The organism is Asaia astilbis JCM 15831 (assembly GCF_000613845.1).
In the GTDB taxonomy this organism is placed as follows: domain Bacteria; phylum Pseudomonadota; class Alphaproteobacteria; order Acetobacterales; family Acetobacteraceae; genus Asaia; species Asaia astilbis.
The window spans coordinates 259,181-279,250 of record NZ_BAJT01000001.1 but is presented as its reverse complement, the minus strand read 5'-3'; the positions used below and the strand labels follow the sequence as shown (position 1 = coordinate 279,250).

At 56.4% G+C, this 20,070-nt stretch carries 12 protein-coding genes, 1 tRNA gene and 4 pseudogenes; 8 read left to right on the top strand and 9 right to left on the bottom strand.

All coding sequences use genetic code 11. The annotated features are described in order from the left end of the window. Positions 1-399 precede the first annotated feature (399 nt). On the top strand, positions 400-1,995 hold the full coding sequence (locus JCM15831_RS01275) for an MFS transporter (protein ID WP_051528228.1): 1,596 nt from the start codon (positions 400-402) through the stop codon (positions 1,993-1,995). A 249-nt stretch (positions 1,996-2,244) separates the two neighbouring features. On the opposite strand, the pseudogene JCM15831_RS23800 reads toward JCM15831_RS01275, so the two are convergent. From JCM15831_RS23800 to polA, 3 genes and pseudogenes are all read right to left on the bottom strand, one after another. Then, a pseudogene (locus JCM15831_RS23800) lies at positions 2,245-3,922 on the bottom strand (ABC transporter substrate-binding protein). Positions 3,923-3,976: 54 nt separating this feature from the next. Continuing rightward, on the bottom strand, positions 3,977-4,603 hold the full coding sequence (locus JCM15831_RS01260) for an SCO family protein (protein ID WP_025822137.1): 627 nt from the start codon (positions 4,601-4,603) through the stop codon (positions 3,977-3,979). A 3-nt stretch (positions 4,604-4,606) separates the two neighbouring features. Next, positions 4,607-7,341 (bottom strand): annotated as a pseudogene (polA, locus tag JCM15831_RS15680) (DNA polymerase I). Here polA and JCM15831_RS15675 point away from each other — a divergent pair. From JCM15831_RS15675 to JCM15831_RS01230, 7 genes and pseudogenes are all read left to right on the top strand, one after another. After that, a pseudogene (locus JCM15831_RS15675) lies at positions 7,324-8,489 on the top strand (alpha/beta fold hydrolase). The pseudogenes polA and JCM15831_RS15675 overlap by 18 nt on opposite strands. Before the next feature lie 138 nt (positions 8,490-8,627). Continuing rightward, positions 8,628-8,704: transfer RNA gene (locus JCM15831_RS01245), tRNA-Arg, on the top strand. Positions 8,705-8,938: 234 nt separating this feature from the next. Then, positions 8,939-9,508 (top strand): PAS domain-containing protein, encoded by a 570-nt coding sequence (locus JCM15831_RS01240; RefSeq protein WP_025822135.1) that lies wholly within the window; start codon positions 8,939-8,941, stop codon positions 9,506-9,508. Between the two features lie 113 nt (positions 9,509-9,621). Next, positions 9,622-10,037, top strand: a pseudogene (locus JCM15831_RS23795) (chemotaxis protein CheB); the annotation flags it as partial. Continuing rightward, entirely contained in the window at positions 10,032-12,140 is a 2,109-nt protein-coding gene (locus tag JCM15831_RS21785; protein WP_198024210.1) for a CheR family methyltransferase, read from the top strand. The pseudogene JCM15831_RS23795 and the gene JCM15831_RS21785, both read left to right, overlap by 6 nt. A gap of 128 nt (positions 12,141-12,268) precedes the next feature. Continuing rightward, complete coding sequence (locus JCM15831_RS21780) at positions 12,269-12,952, top strand: sensor histidine kinase (RefSeq protein WP_198024209.1); 684 nt, start codon at positions 12,269-12,271, stop codon at positions 12,950-12,952. Beyond that, a complete protein-coding gene (locus JCM15831_RS01230) occupies positions 12,952-13,311 on the top strand; it encodes a response regulator (protein ID WP_025822133.1) in 360 nt (119 codons plus the stop codon). Before JCM15831_RS21780 ends, JCM15831_RS01230 begins: the two co-directional genes overlap by 1 nt. Positions 13,312-13,338: 27 nt before the next feature. Here JCM15831_RS01230 and JCM15831_RS23530 read toward each other — a convergent pair whose 3' ends face one another. The 6 genes from JCM15831_RS23530 to JCM15831_RS15660 all read right to left on the bottom strand — a co-directional run bounded on the left by JCM15831_RS23530 (position 13,339) and on the right by JCM15831_RS15660 (position 20,046). After that, positions 13,339-13,800, bottom strand: a complete 462-nt coding sequence (locus JCM15831_RS23530) for a DMT family transporter (RefSeq protein WP_306301790.1) — start codon at positions 13,798-13,800, stop codon at positions 13,339-13,341. A 48-nt stretch (positions 13,801-13,848) separates the two neighbouring features. Then, positions 13,849-15,375 carry a glycoside hydrolase family 32 protein gene (locus JCM15831_RS01220; protein WP_025822131.1) on the bottom strand — a complete coding sequence of 509 codons (1,527 nt, stop codon included), beginning with the start codon at positions 15,373-15,375 and terminating at the stop codon, positions 13,849-13,851. Positions 15,376-15,543: 168 nt separating this feature from the next. After that, on the bottom strand, positions 15,544-16,956 hold the full coding sequence (locus JCM15831_RS01215; RefSeq protein WP_025822129.1) for a DUF2252 domain-containing protein: 1,413 nt from the start codon (positions 16,954-16,956) through the stop codon (positions 15,544-15,546). A gap of 241 nt (positions 16,957-17,197) precedes the next feature. Then, positions 17,198-18,475, bottom strand: coding sequence for an MFS transporter (locus JCM15831_RS01205; protein WP_025822127.1), 1,278 nt, complete (start codon positions 18,473-18,475; stop codon positions 17,198-17,200). Positions 18,476-18,718: 243 nt separating this feature from the next. Continuing rightward, the gene (locus JCM15831_RS19785) at positions 18,719-19,039 is read right to left on the bottom strand and encodes a hypothetical protein (RefSeq protein ID WP_156938680.1); all 321 of its coding nucleotides are present in this window, start codon (positions 19,037-19,039) and stop codon (positions 18,719-18,721) included. Between the two features lie 23 nt (positions 19,040-19,062). Next, the gene (locus JCM15831_RS15660; protein WP_051528226.1) at positions 19,063-20,046 is read right to left on the bottom strand and encodes a lipopolysaccharide biosynthesis protein; all 984 of its coding nucleotides are present in this window, start codon (positions 20,044-20,046) and stop codon (positions 19,063-19,065) included. Positions 20,047-20,070: the final 24 nt, after the last annotated feature.

Sequence of the window (20,070 nt, the reverse complement as noted above, 5' to 3'; positions counted from 1 at the left end):
CGCCTCTGGAGCCAACGAAGCTACGAACTCTATCTCAGCCACATGTCGTCATCATGCCTATCGTCGCACTCGCGCACTGGGTGCGCCTCTCCCCAAAAGACGGATGGATTCTTTACCCTGTGGTACTCGTGGCCGCGTTCGCCTTGGGGAGTGCCCTCGACCACTTTATCTCCCGTCCCTGCAACAAGATGCTTCTCGTTCGCCTGAACGCTTTACGCCCCAGGAGCGCCTCTTTGTGAGACGCTGAACCACTCTATTGCACCCAGACTTGCGAAAGCAGCATGTGGTTGAGCAACGAATAATGATATTGGCACGCCTCTCACGACAGTTTTATATAATTGTCGGTAAATTCATTTTCTAAGTTATAATTAAATATAATCTGTATTTACAATGAATTGGATGGAGATTTCCATTTATTTTAAGAAAGCTCCGGATTGGGAAATAGCCATGTTCAGTGATGTCAAAAGCTCGCTCGCATTGTTTTCCGTTTGTCTTGCGGCTCTCATGTTCGGACTTGAGATATCATCGGTCCCGGTCATCCTTCCCACTCTCGAATCAACTCTTGGAGCGTCGATACGTGACATGCAGGGGATCATGGCCTCTTGCACAATTGGCTGTGCCGTAGTGCTGAACGTCTCAGGATCACTGGCAGATCGGTATGGGAGGCGCTTTATTCTCTGCTTGTCCGTCGGTGCGTTCGGAATCACGTCGCTCGCCTGCGGTCTATCAACGAGCCCCTTATCATTGATCATCGCTCGCCTCAATCAAGGTATAGCGGGCGGTGCAATGCTCACATGTGTCGTGGCAACCCTCAATAGCCAGTTTCCAGATGGGGCAAAGCGCTCGCAAGCATTCGGAACCTGGGGCACTGTGTTTGGCGCTGGCCTTGGTTTCGGTCCGATAGTTGGCGGTTTACTCCTCGAATTTTCGAACTGGAGATGGACGTTCCTCATCCACACCGTGATTGCCCTGCCAACCCTCTTCCTCTTAAAAAAAAGCGTCCGTGAAACAAAAGGCGTGTCGTCGAGGTCCCTCGACATCGTGGGGATGTCTCTACTGGCAAGCGCGATATTTATCATTTTATACTACGTTGTAGAAGGCCCAAGCCTCGGACGCCCAAAATTTACTTCTATATTTTCTGTATTTTCTGTATTTTCTGTATTTTCTTCTGCAGTATTTCTATCTACATTTTACTATAGGCAAAAACATATAGAAAACCCAACAATTGATTTTTCTTTATTTAAGGTACCCGCCTTTTCAGGGGAAATATTAGGCGCTATCGGCATGAACTTCAGCTTTTGGCCCTTTATCATCTACCTTCCACTATACCTTAAATTAGGATTAGGACTTCCCAGCCTTGATGCCAGCTTACTATTACTTAGCTACACCCTTCCTGCAATTCTATCACCACCTCTTGGCGAATATCTTGCACTACGTTGGCAGGCTCGGATTATCATCCCCCTTGGGTTATTGATAAGCGGTCTCGGGTTCTCGCTTCTGCTGGTCGGCGAAATATTCTCTCTTCAGATTACTTTTTCATTACTACCAGGAAGCATTCTTTCGGGCTTTGGTGTAGGCTTGATCAACACGCTAATCACGAATACTTCTACGCAATCAGTTAATCCGCATCAGGCCGGAATGGCTTCAGAAATTGATACCAGCGCCAATCTGATAACCCTATCCATCATAATTTCTTTGATGGGTGCCTTGCTCGTTGGAGGCATCGGTCGCCATCTCGCGCAGGATAGCCCATCTCACGAAAATGGCCTTGGCATTCACTCTGCGGCAGAAGCACTTGCTGCTGGAAATATCGACAATGCACTTGAGCAAATTCCGGAGCTTACTGCTGCGGGCGCACGCGAAGCTTTCACCGCTGGATTTCTTTGTTTAACAGCCTTCGCCTTCGTTAGTCTTTTGCTCTTTTCCGTTTTGAGCTTTGTCACGTTCCGGATACGAAGTCGCGATGTCACGTCAAAGGGGATTGGCCGAGAGTGATAACACGCCAGTCTGGCTTGGCCGCCGTGACACATCATGCCCTTTTTGATCGGCCTGATCGTCATCACGTCCCTGCTCGAGGCTCTGTCGTTTAGTCTCTTTGTTCATGAGCGCCGCCATTCGTTTCAACGCGGCCTCAGCCTTGACCCTCAGGGCGTTCGCTCGCGGCTGGCAGACTGGAACTACGCTTCTCGTTCGCCTGAACGCTTTACGCCCTAGGAGCGCCTCTTTGTGAGGCGCTGAACCACTCTATTGCACCCAGACTTGCGAAAGCAGCATGTGGTTGAGCAACGAATAATGATAATTGCCCAGACGTTTGGAGATAAAATCGACATAACGCATCTGGATCAACGGAATGAGAGCGCTCTGTTGCATGGCGACGGTCCCCGCATGCTCCCAGAGAGCCTGCGTTCGTTGCGGATCCAGACTTTTACGTGCCTGCGCCATATATGACTGCAACTCAGGGTAGCAAAACCCGCTCGCGTTGGTTGCGCCCTCAGTATGCGGGCGGGCATTGTCGCAGCCCAGAAGGGCATCGAGAAAGGTCGATGGCGAGGGATAGTCGGCATACCAATAAGCCAGACTGATCTGGACATGATTGTCCGAGTTCCGCGCATAACCCTCCGCAGTGGCAGGGGTCATGGGGCGCACACTCGCGACAAATCCGAGGCTCTGCAACATGTTACGGAGATAGACCCCCATTGCGACCCCGACAGCCTGATTGGGGACGACAAGGGTTACCTTCTGCCTGCCCTGCCACTCTCACGGATCAGCCTGCGCGCACGCTCAAGGTCCGGACCTTCCCACGCCCCTGAAGGCGTCTGGCGTCCGAACTGGCACGGGATATCCGCTCCGGGAATGCCGTGGGGAACGATCTGGCAAAGCGGCTCGGCAATAGCTGAACCACCATAAAGGATCGCCATGGCATGGCGATCGACCGCGTGGTTGATTGCCTGACGCACTTCAAGCGAGTCAAAAGGCGGCTCGTGTACATTGAGCGCCAGATAATAAAGGCCAAGCAGCGGCTGCAGATGAACCTGATCGGTGTACTCGGCACCTAACTCGCCGAGCCGGTCCTGAGGCTTGGCATCGAGCATCGAGTCATATTGCCCTTGCTCGACAGCCGTCACCTCCGCCTCATCCGAGAGGCCGAAATCGTATTGAATACGATCGACATAGCCTTCGCTCTGAGCCTGCGGATTCCAGACTCGGAAAAACGGATTGCGCTCGATCAGGAGCTGCCGGGACGGCTCATAATGCGCAATGCGATACGGCCCTGTACCGGGAAGCGGCGTCAGAGCCGACTCAGCCGGTGGGGAATCTTTCGGCAGAATGACGGCGTGAGGAAACGCCAGCTTATCCAGAAACTCGCCATCGGGCGCGTCGAGGCGTATCGTGACCGTTCGCGCCACCGGATCTGCCGTTACCCCCTCAAGCACGCAATGCGCGGGATCTGTAAGGCAGGTTTTCGCACCGCGAATGGCTCCGTAAAACGATGCGGCTGTCGGGCTACCGACTTGATACAGCCGCTTGAGCGATGCAACGACATCGTCAACCGTCACCGGGGCTCCGTTCGAGAACCGGATACCCTCTCGCAAGCGGAAAACCCAAGTGAGGCCATCAGGCTGATTTCAGGCAGAGCTTCCGCCAGATCGGGAACAACCTCCAGCCCTTTTGCGCCGTCGGCCTGCCGATAGGTCACCAGGCCGTCATACATATTGACGAAAAGCTGGATGTATTCACTGGTATAGTTGATCTGCGGGTCCAATGTCCCGCCAGAAGCATCTGCCGTCAGATGCAGGGTGCCTCCACGATGGGGACTACCTGCTGTCACACCCATAGAAGCCGGATCGGCCAGAGCCGGTAGCGCACTAAACGCGCCGAGCAGCACGCCTGAAACTCGACACCAATCTCCGCAGAATGACATGGCGCGTGCGAACGCACCGCGCCCCGTCGCGTGCAAAAAACGTGACGTCACAAGTCAGCCGCGATGCGCCAGTTGGTGAATTCTCGCCACAAGAGCCTCTGTCCCGAGCGTTGAGTCGATTGTTCCGGCGTAGCGACCCTGGGGATTCATGATGACGATCCGCGGTGCGGGCAGATGATAGCTTGTGCCGTCTTCGCCTTTGACCATCTCGTTGGGCGCGTGAAATTCCTTCGCGACACGGTCGATCATGCTGGGCGACCCCGTCAGCGGCACAACATGATCGCCCAGCGGCAGAGCGTATTTTTTGAGGTCTTCCGCTTCATCATGAAGGGGATCGAGCGTGATCGCTAGCGGTGCAACCCTGATCCCTTCGCTCGCCAGCATTTTCTTGGCGTCGCTCATGGTCTTCAATACTGGGCCACACTGGGCTTTCGGGCAATGCGTGTCGAAAAACCAGACAAGCGCCCACTGGCCGATAAAATCACCTTCGGTGACGTTGCCCTCACCCAAAGCAACAAGCCGGTAGCTTCCGCCGATCTCATTGCCTTGAGTCGAGATACTACCGCCGAATTTGTTCGAGAGCCGATAGGCGCTCCAGCTCAGAGCAAGAGCGAGGACGAGGACGACAAGTGCGACGCGCGGTGTATTCCACCTTGCCCGAGGGGATCCGTTCTTATTCATCGTTTAATGTGCTTCCGCCCAGTTTGAGCCAATTCCGGTTTCGACGACCAACGGCACACTGAGCGTCGCGGCCTGCTCCATTTCAGTGCGTACGAATTCTGCCAACGCATCCGCCTGATCAGCCCGCACCTCGAAAAGCAGTTCGTCATGCACCTGAAGCAGCATTCTGGCGTCCAGCCCCGTTTGTGGCAAGCGCTTCGCCAGACGCACCATGCACGCTTGATAATATCAGCGGCCCCGCCCTGAAGCGGAGCATTGATCGCCTGACGTTCCGCATAACCCCGGCGCGCGCCGTTCTTCTCGTTGATCCCCGGCACGTAGCAGCGACGACCCAGTGGCGTCGTGACGTAGCCGTCACGCTTGGCGTCTTCCTTTGTGCGATCCATGTAGTCACGGATGCCGGGATAACGGGCAAAATAGGCGTCGATATAGCGCCGCGCCTCGCCAGCAGGAATGCCAAGCTGACGCGACAGGCCGAAAGCCGAAATCCCGTAAATAATGCCGAAATTGATCGCCTTGGCGCGACGACGCGTCAGTGAGTCCATGCCTTCCAGCGGGAGGTTAAACACCTCCGATGCCGTGCGGGCGTGAATGTCCTGCCCAAGCGTAAAGGCCTCTTTAAGCGCGCCAATATCGGCGACTTCAGCCAGCAGGCGCAGTTCGATCTGGGAGTAATCTGCCGAAACCAGCACATATCCCTCTTCGGCGATAAAGGCGCGACGGATACGTCCGCCCTCCTCTGTGCGGATTGGTATATTCTGCAGGTTGGGATCGTTTGATGACAATCGTCCCGTCGTGGTAATCGCCATCTGAAAAGACGTATGCACACGGTGCGAGCGCGCATCCATCTGCTGGACTAACGCATCGGCATAGGTCGATTTCAGCTTGGCCAGCTGTCGCCACGAAAGGATACGAAGCGGCAGCTCGTGACCGACATCTGCCAGTTCCTGCAGAACCGAGGAATCCGTCCCCCAAGCTCCTGCCTTGGTGCGCTTGCCTCCAGGAAGAGCCATCTCGTCGAACAGAATTTCGCCGAGCTGCTTTGGTGAGCCCAAATTGAAGCTGCGCCCTGCAAGCTTATGGATCTCGATCTCCATTTCAGCCATGCGCGTGCCGAAATCAGCCGACATCCGACGCAACTCGGCAGCATCGAGCTTGACCCCGGCCTGCTCCATATCCCGCAGGATCCCGATCAAGGGCCGTTCCATGGTCTCGTAAAGAGCCAGAGCCTGACGATCACGCAGAGCGGGTTTGAGCTTGAGCCACAGACGCAAGGTCACATCGGCATCTTCTGCCGCGTATTCCGTCGCGCGTGCGATCGGCACCTGTGCGAAGGGAACGCGCGCACGACCTGTACCGGTAACGCTATCATAAGTAATCGGATCATGGGCCAGATGAAGCCGCGACAGCTCATCCATGCCCTGCCCGTGCTCACCTGCTGATTGTGCATAGGAAATCAGCATCGTGTCATCGATCGGCGCGATCGTCTGAATCCCCGCATGTGACAGGACGAGCAGATCGTATTTCGCGTTCTGGAAGATTTTCAGCACAGTGTCATCGGCGAGGATCGGCTTGAGCGCTTCGAGCACAGCATCGACCTCGAGCTGACCACCAGCCGGATGTTCGAGCGTTCCCTCGTGGCGCAACGGGACATACGCCGCCTCACCGGGCGCAACAGCCAGAGACAAACCGATCAGGTTCGCCTGACGGGCATTTAAGCTGTCGGTTTCGGTATCGAAGGCAAAATAGCCGCTCTTGCGCGCGCGCTCGAGCCAGGACTGCAGCACGTCAAGGGACTGGATCGTCTCATAAGGACCGTAAGCTTTCTCACCCTCTGCCAAGGGCTCGGGTGCGGTCTGCGCGCGCGGTGTCGCAAGTGCTCCAAGCCCCATGCGCTGGATGACGGAGTGGAACCCCATCTGCTCGAGAAACTCCCGCAGCACGGCACCTTCAGGCTCGCGGCATCCGAGGGCTTCGACAGGTTCAGGCAAGGGCACATCTCGAGCGAGCGTCACGAGCTTGAGCGAAATCCGTGCCGCTTCGGCATGATCGATCAGAGATTGCTGACGCTTGGATTTTTTCATCGTCGGCGCCGCAGCCAGAATGGCTTCGAGATCGCCAAATTCCTGCACGAGCTGTGCGGCACCCTTGGGACCGATTCCGGGCACGCCCGGTACGTTATCGGTCGAATCTCCCATAAGCGCCTGCACGTCGATCACGCGATCCGGTAGCACGCCGAATTTTGCCTCGACCTCTTCCGCCTTGATGGGTTTCTGCTTGATCGGGTCGAGCAGCGTCACACGCTCGGTGACGAGCTGCATCAGATCCTTGTCGGAGGAGACGATGGTGCAGCGCCCCCCTGTTTTCTCGATAACTTCGGCATATGAGGCGATCAGATCATCTGCCTCAAAGCCGGCCAGCTCAATCATCGGGACATTAAATGCCTTGGTGGCGTCGCGGATGAGCGAGAACTGAGGACGCAGATCTTCAGGCGCCTCAGGGCGGTGTGCCTTGTATTGCGGATAAAGATCGTTGCGGAAGGTATGGCGCCCGGCGTCGAAAATGACGGCAAGATGTGTTCCGACATGATCGCGCAACAGGCGTTGCAGCATGTTGGTAAAGCCGAATACCGCGTTGACCGGCACCCCTTGAGGACTGCTCATCGGGGGAAGCGCGTGGAAAGCCCGAAAAATGAAGCCCGAACCATCGACGAGAACGAGATGGGGTGTAGCGCTCATGCGGCAACCGATCGGAATGAAATCAACAAGATCAGCGTCTCCTTCTTGGGTCCGGCTCTGGCCAGCGCGCCCGGAGGACGCAATACTCTCTCGATGATACGAGAGTTCCGCCAGCATTCAAACCGGAGACAGAAAAGCGTGGGCGGCTCGTGGCGTGCTATCGGGCTTTTTTCCGCCCTTGCGTTTCTTTCCGCCTGCACCCCGCCCCAAACCCGAAAGGCCCCACAGCCTCACGGGCAGGAGGCGGCTCTCATCCCCGCCACCCAACATTTGACCCTTTCAGATGGCGCCATCGCCCCCCTGCGACTCTGGCCCGCCAAAGGTCAGACAAAAGCGATCCTTCTCGCCCTTCATGGATTTGGCGAGAGCCGCGACGCCTGGGAATTTTCTGCCCCCCAGCTCGCGGCATCGGGCATTACGACCGTCGCCCCCGATCAAAGGGGATTCGGCGAGACAAAGAGCCGTGGCCAATGGAGCAGCACCGCACGTCTTGTGAAAGATGCCCGTGAAGAGGCGCTCTGGATCCATCAGGATCATCCGACGTGCCGCTTTATGTCATGGGAGAGAGCATGGGCGGCGCGGTTACAGCCCTGCTCGCGTCAAACCCACCCGATTTCCCGATCAAGGGTGTCATCCTCGTCTCGCCTGCGGTCTGGCAGTTCGATCCGCTCTCGCGCCTTGTGCTTGAAGGACTGGACATATTGGCGCCGGACTGGGTGTTCACAGGCGCTCACGTACCCGGCGAACACGTCGCCACGAATAACATCGCGGCTTTGAGGCGGCTTTATTTCGACCCCCTCACGCTACACGGCTTCAGGCTGGACACGCTGCGAGGGCTGGTGACGCTCATGGCGGAGGGGCAGAAATCCGCGCCAAAAATCAACTTGCCCTCGCTCGTCCTTTACGGGGACCGAGATCAGATGGTTCCGCCCGAACCCATGGCGCGTTTCTGGCAGAACCTCCCGATTTCTGCGCGAAAAGACCTGATACCGGGCGGACATCATCTCTTGCTGCGCGATCTCGGTGGCCGCAATGCCATAGCCGATATCGCCTCGTGGATCCTCACGCCGGACAAACTCCTCCCGTCGGGCGGCGATGCCGCAGCGGCGGCCTGGGTCGCCGGTGATCCAGGCCATCCCGCCCTGTGAGGACGAAAGAAACAGTCCTGACGCCTCCCTACCATTTTCAACAACTGCCAAGCCTAAGAACCTGCCGGGCGGATTACACGCGCATGAGAATTTGGGACTGGCGCCCTCTGCTGAATCTGGTTATGAAGCGAACCAGCGGGACCCGTAGCTCAGCTGGATAGAGCGTCGCCCTCCGAAGGCGAAGGTCGAAGGTTCGAATCCTTTCGGGTCCGCCATATCCCCAAAAACAACCATGCCCGTCAGACAAAAAGCTTGGATCTGCAGGCTGATCCTGTTTCCATCAGATCAGCACCAAGGCGCGTCGCTAGCCAGATCGCCAAACGTATGACGCCAGGCTGGCATGCCGGGAATGATCGCCTGCGTTAACAGCCTTGCTCTTTTGTAAAAAATACGTGAATGTCAGTTACATCCCCCCTTCTTCGATTGAGCTCGCAGGAGCATGACCACCGGTGCCTGAAAGTCAGTATCAGACAGCGCTAACGGGTTTGTCCGACTATATGGACCAGTCCCGGATCGCGCTTTCCTTGGCCTCGTTAGGTGAGGACACCCCTCTTGTGAGGGTCAATCAGCCTTTCCTGGATCTATGCGGCTATTCGGCGGAAGAAATTATCGGGGAAAACTGTCGTTTTCTGCAACAGCGCGCGGATAACACACGCGCCCGGCAGGATATTCGGGCATTTTTGGCAAATCCCACCCATCTGGCCACGCGACAGACACTGATCAATTTCAAGGCTGACGGAACACCCTTCGTCAATCTCCTGTTCCTGTCGCGTCTTCGCGACAAGCACGGCCGAACGGTCTTTATTTTTGCGTCGCAGTTCGATGTGAGCCGCACTCAAAGCACGAAACTTGAGGCTTATGACGCAACGCTCGACAGGACGCTCAAAAGTATCGGTCCTATCGCGGCTGATTCAGGCCTCGTCATCGAAGGCACGCTGAACACAATCGCGAATTCAACGTCCATTATTGCACAAGCCAAGTTAATGCTGTCCGATCTTGACGTCGGAAAGACCCTCTAGTGGAAACAAACCAGCTGCGCGACGAAGCTTTTGCCCGATCGGGCTCCGAAGAACGTCCCAGAGCGATTATCGCAATCGGGGCGTCTGCAGGCGGTCTGGAGGCTCTTCGCGACATGCTGGCTTCGGCACGCATGCCGACCAATCTCGCATTTGTCGTCATTCAACATCTCGATCCAACCCATGAGAGCATGCTCGCCCAGCTCCTTGACCGGGCAACGTCCCTCGACGTCTTGCAATGCGAGGGCGGTGAACGCCTCCATGCCGACCGGGTGTATATCATCCCGCCGGGACGCGGGCTGGCAATCGAGGGTGACACGCTTCAGCTAACCGATTTCAAGAAGCCGCGCGGCCTCAGACGACCGATCGATGATTTTTTGCCTCTCTGGCTGCAGATCGTCAGGCAAGTGCGGCATGCGTCATCCTCTCCGGAACGGGGGCGGACGGATCCACAGGTCTGCGTGTCATCAAGGAATACGGCGGCGTCGCTGTCGCACAGACACCCGACACGGCAAAATATGACGGCATGCCCGCCTCGGCGATCGCGACCGGTCTGGTCGACTTCGTCAAACCGCCGTCTGAAATCATCCCTTGTCTGATGACGTTCTTCGAGCGCCTCTCCTCGGAAGACCAGATTCACGCAGCCGGTCTCGTCGCCGACCATGTCGACGATCTGTGTGTGGCCCTGCGTACAACCGTCGGTCATGATTTTTCACGGTATAAGCGCTCGACATTCATCCGTCGGGTGGAACGCCGGATGCATGTTCTGTCTCTGTCGAGTGGCAAGGCCTATCTCAATAGGGTTCGAAGCGATCCGAACGAATGCCATGCCCTGTTTCGTGATCTGCTGATTAACGTCACCCGGTTTTTCCGCGATCCCGAAATGTTCGATGTCCTCAAGGTCAAGGCAATCGAACCCCTCCTGCGTCAGCGCAAGGATGACGAGGATCTGCGTATCTGGGTTGCAGGATGCTCAAGCGGTGAAGAAGCCTATTCTCTCGCCATGCTTTTTCTCTCGGTCGCCCGTGACATCGGCGTCAGCTGCCCACTGCAGATCTTTGCAACCGACATCGACGAACAGATGTTGCAGGTCGCCCGTGAGGGAAGATACCCGGCCAGTGCTCTGGCAGATATTCCCGCACATATCGCGGCTGACTGGGTCATCGCCCAGAATGAGCACATCACCATCTCATCGCGTGTTCGCGATCTCGTACGCTTTTCCAACCATAATCTCGTCAGAGATCCGCCCTTCTCTCGCATCGATCTGCTCTCCTGCCGAAATCTGTTGATCTATTTCGACGATCAGCTCCAACAGCAGGTCTTCCCTCTGATGCATTATGCCCTGCAACCGAAGGGCTTTCTCTATCTCGGTCCATCCGAAACAATCGGTCGGTCCGAGAACCTTTTCACGCCGCTCGATAGCAATGCCCGCATCTTCGCACGCTCAGACGTTACAGCGCGTTATCCTCTGTATCTCCCGGCAGAACGTCCCCCTTATCAGCGCCGCGAGACCATGAGCTCTGGCGACCGCACGAAGATGGGAACGTCACGAGAAGATGTCGCGATGACGCGCATCGCAGAGCGCCACGCCCCGCCCAGCATGATCGTTAACGATGACGGCTCCGTGCTCGGCGCTTATGGCAGAGTAGGCCGTTATTTCGACTTTCCCGTAGCCAACGCAGGCGGCATCAGCGCATTCACTCTCGCCCGCCCGGGCCTGAAGGACGTCATCGGACAGCTGCTACGTCAAGCCAAGCAAACGCATCGCCGCGTGGTCGTCAAAAATGTTCTCGTCGTCGGCGAGTTCGGCACACAGCCCGTCGACGTCATCTGCGAGAGCCTTCCTGACCAGACCTATCTGTACATCTTCAGAGATGCAGGCCCCTTCGTCGCCGCTCTCGAAGACGATCTCGATGAGCTCGATACCAGCTCGGCTCATGCAGACCTACTCGAAGAAGAGTTGCGCATTACGCGACATAAGCTAAGGACAACGATCGAAGAACTCGAGACAGCAAATGAAGAGCTGAAAAGCTCAAATGAAGAAATGATGTCGATGAATGAGGAACTTCAATCGACAAATGAAGAACTCTCCACAGTCAACGACGAACTCAAAACGAAAATTATCGAAGTCACAACGGCGAATGACGACATCAGAAATTTTCTGACTTCGACCGAGCTTCCAGTCATCGTCGTCGACCGGGATCTTCGCATTCAGCGATTTACCGATGCCGTCAGGGCGATCTTTCCTGTCCAGCCTGCTGACAGGGGACGCCGCTTGTCGGAAGTGGCATGCCTCCTCAAAGACGATCATTATCTGCAGGATGCAACGGCGGTCGCGCACGGCGCCTCGCCGATTGAGCGCATCATCCAGATCGTCAACAGCCAGCGTTCGTATGTATTCCGCGCCCTGCCTTATCGGACCAGTGAGGGCGTTACAGGAAGCGTCCTGATCTTTACCGACATCTCGGAAGCGCTCGCGTTGGAACGCGCGCTTGCTGCCGAGCAGGAACGTCTGAGCATCGCGGTTGCCGCCGGCAGATCGGTATCTGGGACTACGATATCTCGACCGAAACTTTCCATTTCGATGCGGCAGGCAAGATCCCGTTCTCTACCGAGGCAGCTGGACGGGAAATAAGTCTGAACGACTTCATCGACCTGCTCGAAACGGAAGATCACGCTCCAGTTCGCGAAGCCCTTTCACTGGCGGCGACCGAGCAAGCCGATCTCAATGTCGGTCTCCGCATCAGGGCACCATCAGGAGAAATGCGTAAGCTGAATCTGCTCGCGCACGCCTCGGCCACACGCAAACAAGGGCGACTGATCGGTGCACTGATCGATGTCACGCCCGAATTCGTGGTCGCTGAAACACGCTCTCTTATGCTGCAGGAGATGAACCACCGCGTACGCAATCTCTTCGCGGTGATCGCCAGCCTCGTCTCGATTGGCGCCCGTTCTCACAGCGATATCAAGTCCTTTGCAACGGATGTCCGAGACCGCATCATCAGCCTGGGTCGCGCGCATTCTCTCAGTTCGCAAGGCGGTTTGCAGTCACCGATCAGCCTCATCGAACTGCTCGACACCATGCTGCTCTCTTACAGAGAGCGCACCAAGATCGATCTTCAAGGTCGGAATATTCAGATTCCTGAAGAGATTTTAACGCCTCTGGCCATGATTCTGTACGAATGGGCCACAAATGCCGCCAAGCACGGCGTCCTTGGCCCCAGAGAGGGCACACTTCAGATCCATTGGTTCATCGATACGACCGGTATCGCAATCCACTGGAAGGAAGTCGGTAAAGACCTTGCGCTCGTTCCGACTTCTGCGGGTTTCGGCACCCAGCTTGTTGCCTCTTCGGCACAGCAGATCAAGGGAAGCATTACGTGCGAAACTGACGCGGAAACCTATCACCTCACGTTAACGTTTCCTCTCTCAGTGAGGAAAAACTGATGTCGTACATCTTTATCGTTGAGGATGAAGCTCTCGTAGCGCTCGATCTGAAATACATCATCGAAGACACGGGATTAACGCCCTGCGGTCCTTACGACACTGTCGTGTCCTCCATGGAGGCACTCGACGAGCACCTCCCTGACTGCGCGATCCTTGATGTCCGTGTCAGCGATGGAGAGATTTTCCCTGTCGCCGACCGCCTCATGACAGAAGATGTGCCCATCATTTTCTATTCCGGGCATGCCGATAAACGCATGTTAACCTCGCGCTATCCCGACGCGCAGATCTGCGTCAAACCCTCCTCCCCGCAGGAATTGCTTCAGGCCATCAGCGACACATTGGGATTGAGCGTCGTCTAAAACTGCTGCCGCCTTACGCGGCAAGTTTCATGAGAGCGAGCCCTGCGACAATGAGCAGGGCGGCAAGGCATCGCAGCGGCTCAACGTCTCACCGAATAATGTAATGCCGATCAGAAAAGCGCCAACGGCGCCAATGCCTGTCCAGATCATATAGGCAGTGCCGAGTGGCAGGGTTTTCATGGCCCAGCCGAGCAGGGCCACGCTCACGCCCATCCCTACGATGGTAATCAGGCTTGGCCAAAGCCGCGTAAATCCTGCTGACTGCTTCATGGCGGCAGCCCAGAGAATTTCACAAAGACCGGCGAATAAAAGAGCAATCCACGCCATGACGAACCTCCCGATGGCAAGTTTCGCCGGGCCGTCCCGGTCTTGAGTCTCACGAGGAGGCAGGAACGTCGTCGCTGCTGCGTGCTCTATAGACGGCACAGGGTCGAATTTCAATTCGACCCTGTTTTCCGAAATATCCAGTATCTCAGTACTGTTTGTCACCAGTAGGAGATACTCCCTTGTCTACGCGGTGCAAACTCGTTGCACGCGTCAGAGCGTATCGCGGCGCATCGTCTTGTCGAGCGTGTAGGTTTCAAGACTGTCGATTGTAAAACCGAGCCCTTCGGTGCTCAGGCGGAGCATATCGAGTGGTTTCTCGGGGTAAACCAGCGCCGTGCCCGTTTCGAGATGCTCATTGGCATAGACCTCAAAGGCACACCCATCCAGGAACAGATGAAGGTCGAGACTGCGAGCGTTGTCATAGAATGCCGTATTGATCGGGGCCGCGAAGCGCCCTGTGAAAAACGGATGATCGAAGCCACGCAGCTTGCTGCGATCGAGCCAGATCTGTGTGCTCGACAGATCGTATCCGACCGACAGTTTTTCGCCCTCATCATTCGCAAAAGCGAGTTCGAAGCGATTGCTCTGAAAACCTGTCTGCGTCGTCTCGGTCTGACGCGGCTCGTCCGCAGTAAGACGGATAACCACTTCGATCGCCTTCCCCTTGGGGAGAGAGACCGTGCGATGCGTGTCCTTCGGCAGGTAGACAGCGTGCTCGCAGGAGAGCGCGCGCCGCAGCTTCTCAACGCCTCGCGGCTTCTGAACGAGGCGCGGATAGCCATTCGGATCCTGACGGATCGAGAGGTCGCGCGGCAGCGACATGGCGCCACGCCAATCCTGCGTCGGCAGTTCCTGACAATATTGCCAGTTGCCCATCCAGGCGAGAGTCACCGCCTCTCCTGCGGGCAGGTTGCTGTAGACCTGCATCGCATAGGAATCCTTGGCGAAGTCAAAGAGACGCAGAATACCGTCAGACGGCGTAAAGACGGCCCCGTCAAAGTCGCCAATGAAGTATTGCGTGACACTCCCGCCCATCGGGCTGCCCGGGTTGATCGAAACGAACAGGACCCAACGCAGGTCGCCACTCTCATCACGAACCTGAACAAGATTGGGACACTCATAATTAACGGTCGGCAAGCCGGCCGGACCGAAATGACTGAGATGCGTCCAGTGAATCAGATCGGTCGACCCGTAAAACCCGATCCGATGCTTTTCGACCTCGGCGATAACCATGACCCATTTGCGCGACGGCGCGTGGTAGATTACCTGCGGATCACGGAAATTAGGGTTGTCGATGTCAAGGACAGGATTGCCCGGATATTCCTCGAAGCTCTGTCCGTTATTATGACTGATCGCGAGATACTGGCTCTGCCGGGTCGGCAAGGAACGCGTGTAAAGCGCCACGAGATTCGTGCCGTGGCAGTTGGCAAACAGGCCGGAGCTGTTTTCATGATCGAGCAGAGCACAGCCCGAGAAAGCCTGGCCGTCGACTGTATTGGGCAGAGCGATCGGCTGGTCTTTCCAGCTCAGCAGATCGGTACTGGTCGCATGCCCCCAGCAGATATCCGCTGAGTAAGCCGCGCTGGGGTTGTGCTGATAATAGAGATGATATTGTGCCCCGTCGAACACGAGACCGTTCGGGTCATTCATGAAACCGGTCGGAGGGGTGAAATGAACTGAGGGCCGATGCTGACGGCTCACCTTCGAGAAAACGCAGTCGTTTTTCTTTTCAGTCATTTTATTCCAGAATCTGTTGGAAAGGTTTTATTAAATCGCGTCGGAACGACCCTTCGCCAGTTTCTTATAGTGGCAAAATGCCAATATTTCAATAAAAATAGGCGTCTCCCGTATTTTTACTTGAGAAATAGACTTTATTTACGGTTGCGAGGCTTTTGACCTCGCAGCTCAATTTGTCGGCTTGGCGGGCAGTCGCCCCTCATTGATCGCATCGACAAAGCCTTTCCAATCTTTCTTCGTCTGATCGGCATAGGCCTGCGAGAACTCGACAATGGCCTCAGCGAAGCTGTCACTCGAGCCAAGATATCCGGCAATCATTACAACGTCGCCTGAGCGCGCATGCGCTCGTGCCAAAGCACGCCCGCAAAGCCCTGCGTAATCATCGAGCCCTTCCTGAGCGACATCGGCGCCGATCGCCGCGAGACGGCTATCCTTGAGACGACGCACGTAAAACTGCCGGTTTGATCCGTCACGCTTTTTGACACGGCGTCCCGGCGTAACAGGGTCGCTATGCGTCCAGCCCAGAAACGTGTCGGAGCTCGCCTGCATCAGCCTCTGTCCCATAACAACGCGCTGGCCCTGATTGTCGTAGCTCGGCCCCGACAGATACGGTGCCAGAACCGATTCCTGCGCTTCCTTGATCTGCAGCAGCAAGGTCTCGCCGTCTGGGGTCGCGAAGAGCCCGATCGCGCAATAGGTGCCGACACTGCCGACCCCAACGACCTTGAACAGGATATCCTGCAATCTATAGCGAGAGAGCAGCACTGCCCGCTCTGGCGGCTGCGTGGCAGCATAGCGCGCAAACGCGTCGCGAATGGTGTCGTCCTTGGCGGGAAGTCGGGTGACCAAAGGCGGCTTAACCTTGAGCTTAGGAACGTTCTTGTCGAAAGACACCAGTCCGAAATGATCGCGCGCGCTTTCAAGCCGCTCTTCCAGACGCGCACTGACTCCCTTGCGCGTATGCTTGTCCGAGAACCCCTCAATCGCCGCAGCGAGATCGATCCGATCAGACCAGATTTCAAGCGGGCTCATGGGAGCGAGACGTGCCATCTCACTCTGATAAGTGGTTGCCATGATCAGAGCGTTGCGACTTGCCTGCTTGTCAGAAGATCCTCCCTCCTGCGACGCCAGTATAAAGGATGTTCCTAAACGCTTGAGGTCCCACTCGAAAGGCGCCGGATAAGTCTCGTCGAAATCATTGATATCGAAAATCGCAATCCCTTCGGCAGAGGCGTAACTCCCGAAATTCGCGAGGTGGCAGTCACCACAACTCTGGACGATCGGTCCGGCAACAGGCGTCCGGGCGAGATCGGCCGCCATCACCGCAGCACTTCCGCGCAGGAAGGCAAAAGGAGAAGCACTCATCCGCTCATAGCGAATAGGCAGCAGGTCCTGAATTCGGCTCTCACCCTGTTTGACTAACAGGCTGACAGGATCAGTACGCCCTTCGGCTGGCACCCACTCACCATGAGCGCTGCGCGGCGTCTTCTTACGCAATGCCTGCCCTGCTTCATGACGCGCCTGCCTCGTTTCCAGAACAGAAGACGCCATAACGGAAGGGACAGTCGCAGAGTCAGCCATGAGAACGCAGCCTTGAGTTTCGTGGAGGAGGATCGATGCCATGACATCGAATGACACAAGGTCATCGTTAACCGTTTCTTTTACGCAACGCTAGGAACAACCAGCCCCAAATCCAGTACGCGCGAGCGGATCAGGGACATCGTCTGACGCGCAACCATGCCGAAAATCGTCCAGAGTGCCACTGACCAGCGCGAGACCACGCGCGCCCTCTCGAAGAGGCGCCTCTTCTATCCCGGTGGCCTTAAGCAGCCCGAGGCGCGTCTTGCTCGCGCCCCTCAGCATCCTGCGTCTCGGGCATCAGCGTCAGAAAAAAGAAGAAAGCCAGAACGGCCACAGCGGTCAGACACAAGAACCCGACATGATATCCCTCACTCTGGACGATATACCCGCCAAGAAGATTGCTGAGCCCGCCGCCGATGCCGACGCTCAGTGCCACCATGCCCTGAAGAAAGTTGAAACGTCCTGTGCCGCGCGTCAGGTCGGAGGCTATGATAATGGCGATAACGCCAAAAATACCCGCAGCGATTCCGTCCAGTATCTGAATGGCCACGATCGCTGAAGGGGCTGTAAACCAGGCAAAGAGCAAGCCACGCAAGGGCAGGATCGCATAAGCCAACAGGAAGATGGGTTTACGCCCCACCCCGTGCGCCATCATGCGCCCGACACCCCAGGCAACAATCATCATGACAAACTGAGCGACAATAACGCAGACGCTTAGCGTGATCGCTTCGGCGCCCGGATGGCTTTTGGCCATGACCTGCCCGGCGAAAGGCAGCATGGCGGCATTGCCCAGATGGAAAAGAATGATCGCTGACAGAAAAACCCAGACCGGGCGTCGCGTCATCAATCGCCCGATCGCGACAGGCGGATCATCGGAATCATCCTCGCTGCCACGCGCTATTCTCTGATCGATCTCGTTGGGACGGATCAGCAACTGGGCCAACGCACTAGCGAGGGCTGACCCGCAGACGAGATAGAAGATCCAGTTCAGCCCCCAATAGTGCCCGCAAAGGCCGGCAAGCAAAGCGGCGACAAAAGACCCGCAATGATTGATCCCCTGATTGCGACTGATGCGCCCCGGCAGTTTTTTGCGCCCGACAAGCCCAAGCGAAATCGCCGCGAGCGCAGGGGGAAGCACAGCCGTCGCAGCCCCCATCATGAGTTGCGCCGCCAGAACAGGCGCCATCCCCGACACGGACACAACGAGAAGACACGCCAGAGCGGTTACGAGCGCCGCCCCCACCACCAACGCACGTTTATGGCGGGTCGAATCAACAAGCAGACCAGCCGGGATCTGACAAAAAGCCGCGGCAAAACCTGCCAGAGCCATGGCCACGCCAATCGGACCGGCCTGCCAGTGACGCACTCCAGAGAGATAGACGGTCAGGTATGGCCCGACGCCTCCCTGAACGTCAGCCAGAAAGAAATTCGTCGCATCGAGCCCGGTAATGCTCGCGGCCGAGACCCCTTGCTGACCGGTCGATCTGGCCTGATTTTTTCCCGCCTGTTGCGCAGTCACTTTATACGGTCATCCCTCATTATCCGATCGAGCGCCTCGTGACGAAATCCGGAACAACCAGCCTCCCAGATAGATCATCGTGAACCGACGACAAGTATGTCGAAGTGCCGGATAATCGGGGAATTGAACCGTTTCGAAAGTGCTCTCGGGTCGAAATTCAGGCCCTACTCCTCAGTAAGTCAGGCCGTGGCGTTAACGTGCATCCAAAAGCAGATGTTCCGCCCGATCCTGCTTCGCTCTACCTCAGAGATCAGTGTGACGGGCTGCGGCTCTCGGTGAAATCCACCGCGCTGCAAAAGCGAGACAGAGTCCGAAGATCAGCGCCGAACATATGACGCTCGCAAGAGCTGCACCGATAACGCCGCAAAGCCTCAGCAATCCGGCGAGGATCACGAAATACAGAGCGATCACCCCGAGACGATATCTGAGAATAACGGCGAGACGCCCCATTACCGTCAACAAGGTCTCGAGTGGGATAATGCACACCTCGAGCAGGGCACTGCAGACCATGAGCAGAATAATCACGAGCTCATAATCGAAACTGTGATGCAGCATGAGAGTCACGATCGTTTTTCCGCCAAACAACGCTACCAGCATCGCGAGGCTGAAAAGCCGATAATCACAAGCGTCAGTTTACGCGCAACATGCCGCAATTCCTGCCAGTTCTGACTATCCCGAAAACGGACAAATTCGGGGTAGAGGCTCGGGATCATCATTTGAGCGGGTTTGGCGAGACCATCGCAGATCTGCTTTGTGACACGATAAATGGCCACGTCCCGAGCACCCAGAAGAGCACCGATAATCAACGTGCCTCCCTGCCTGAAAACAGCATCGAGAACCTGATTCACGCTGACTCTGAGAGTGAAGCCCCAGATCCCGGAGATTTCCGAAGGTGCCAGCAGACAAGGGAGAAGCCGCGTGTCTTTGCCCATTTGACGCCGCAACAACACCAGACCGCCCAGGCTCGACAGGATGAACAGGGCGAACTGATGCAAAAACCAGACGAGCAGGAAAAATTCCAGCGAGGCGTGACAGAGATCGCCAATCAGATATCCCAGCGTCCGCACACAGGTCGATGCGAAGTCGAAAAGTGCCGCCAGACCGAACCGGTTGCATAGTCTGATCAGTCCTGTCGACCATCCCGTATTCATGACCGCAGCGGTGAGCATCATCCAGCTTGCGTCCCGCTTCACCGGTTCGGACCACCCCAGGAGATGCGTGCCCCCCAAAGTGATCGCCACGACCCCCGCGATCAGACCGACACAGGCACTGATCATATCCGAGCGGATACAATAGCCGAGTATTGGCATGAAACGACGCTTGTCTCTCGCCTCGAAGGAGGCGGTTCCATAGTGCAACAAGGTCTGCCACGACTGCAGATGCGTCATGTCCGAGACCAGCATGACAAAAGTCGTGATCAGCAGAAGAACACCGAAGCTCTTCAGTCCAAGCGCATGCACAGCCCAGGCCACATAGGCAAAGCTGCAAATGGCGTTGATAATCCGACTGGAAATCAGAAAGCCGGTATTGCTGAAGATACGGTGGAGTGCCGAGCGTGGTTTAGAAGCCATAGAGGACAACCAGACCGTGCGAGA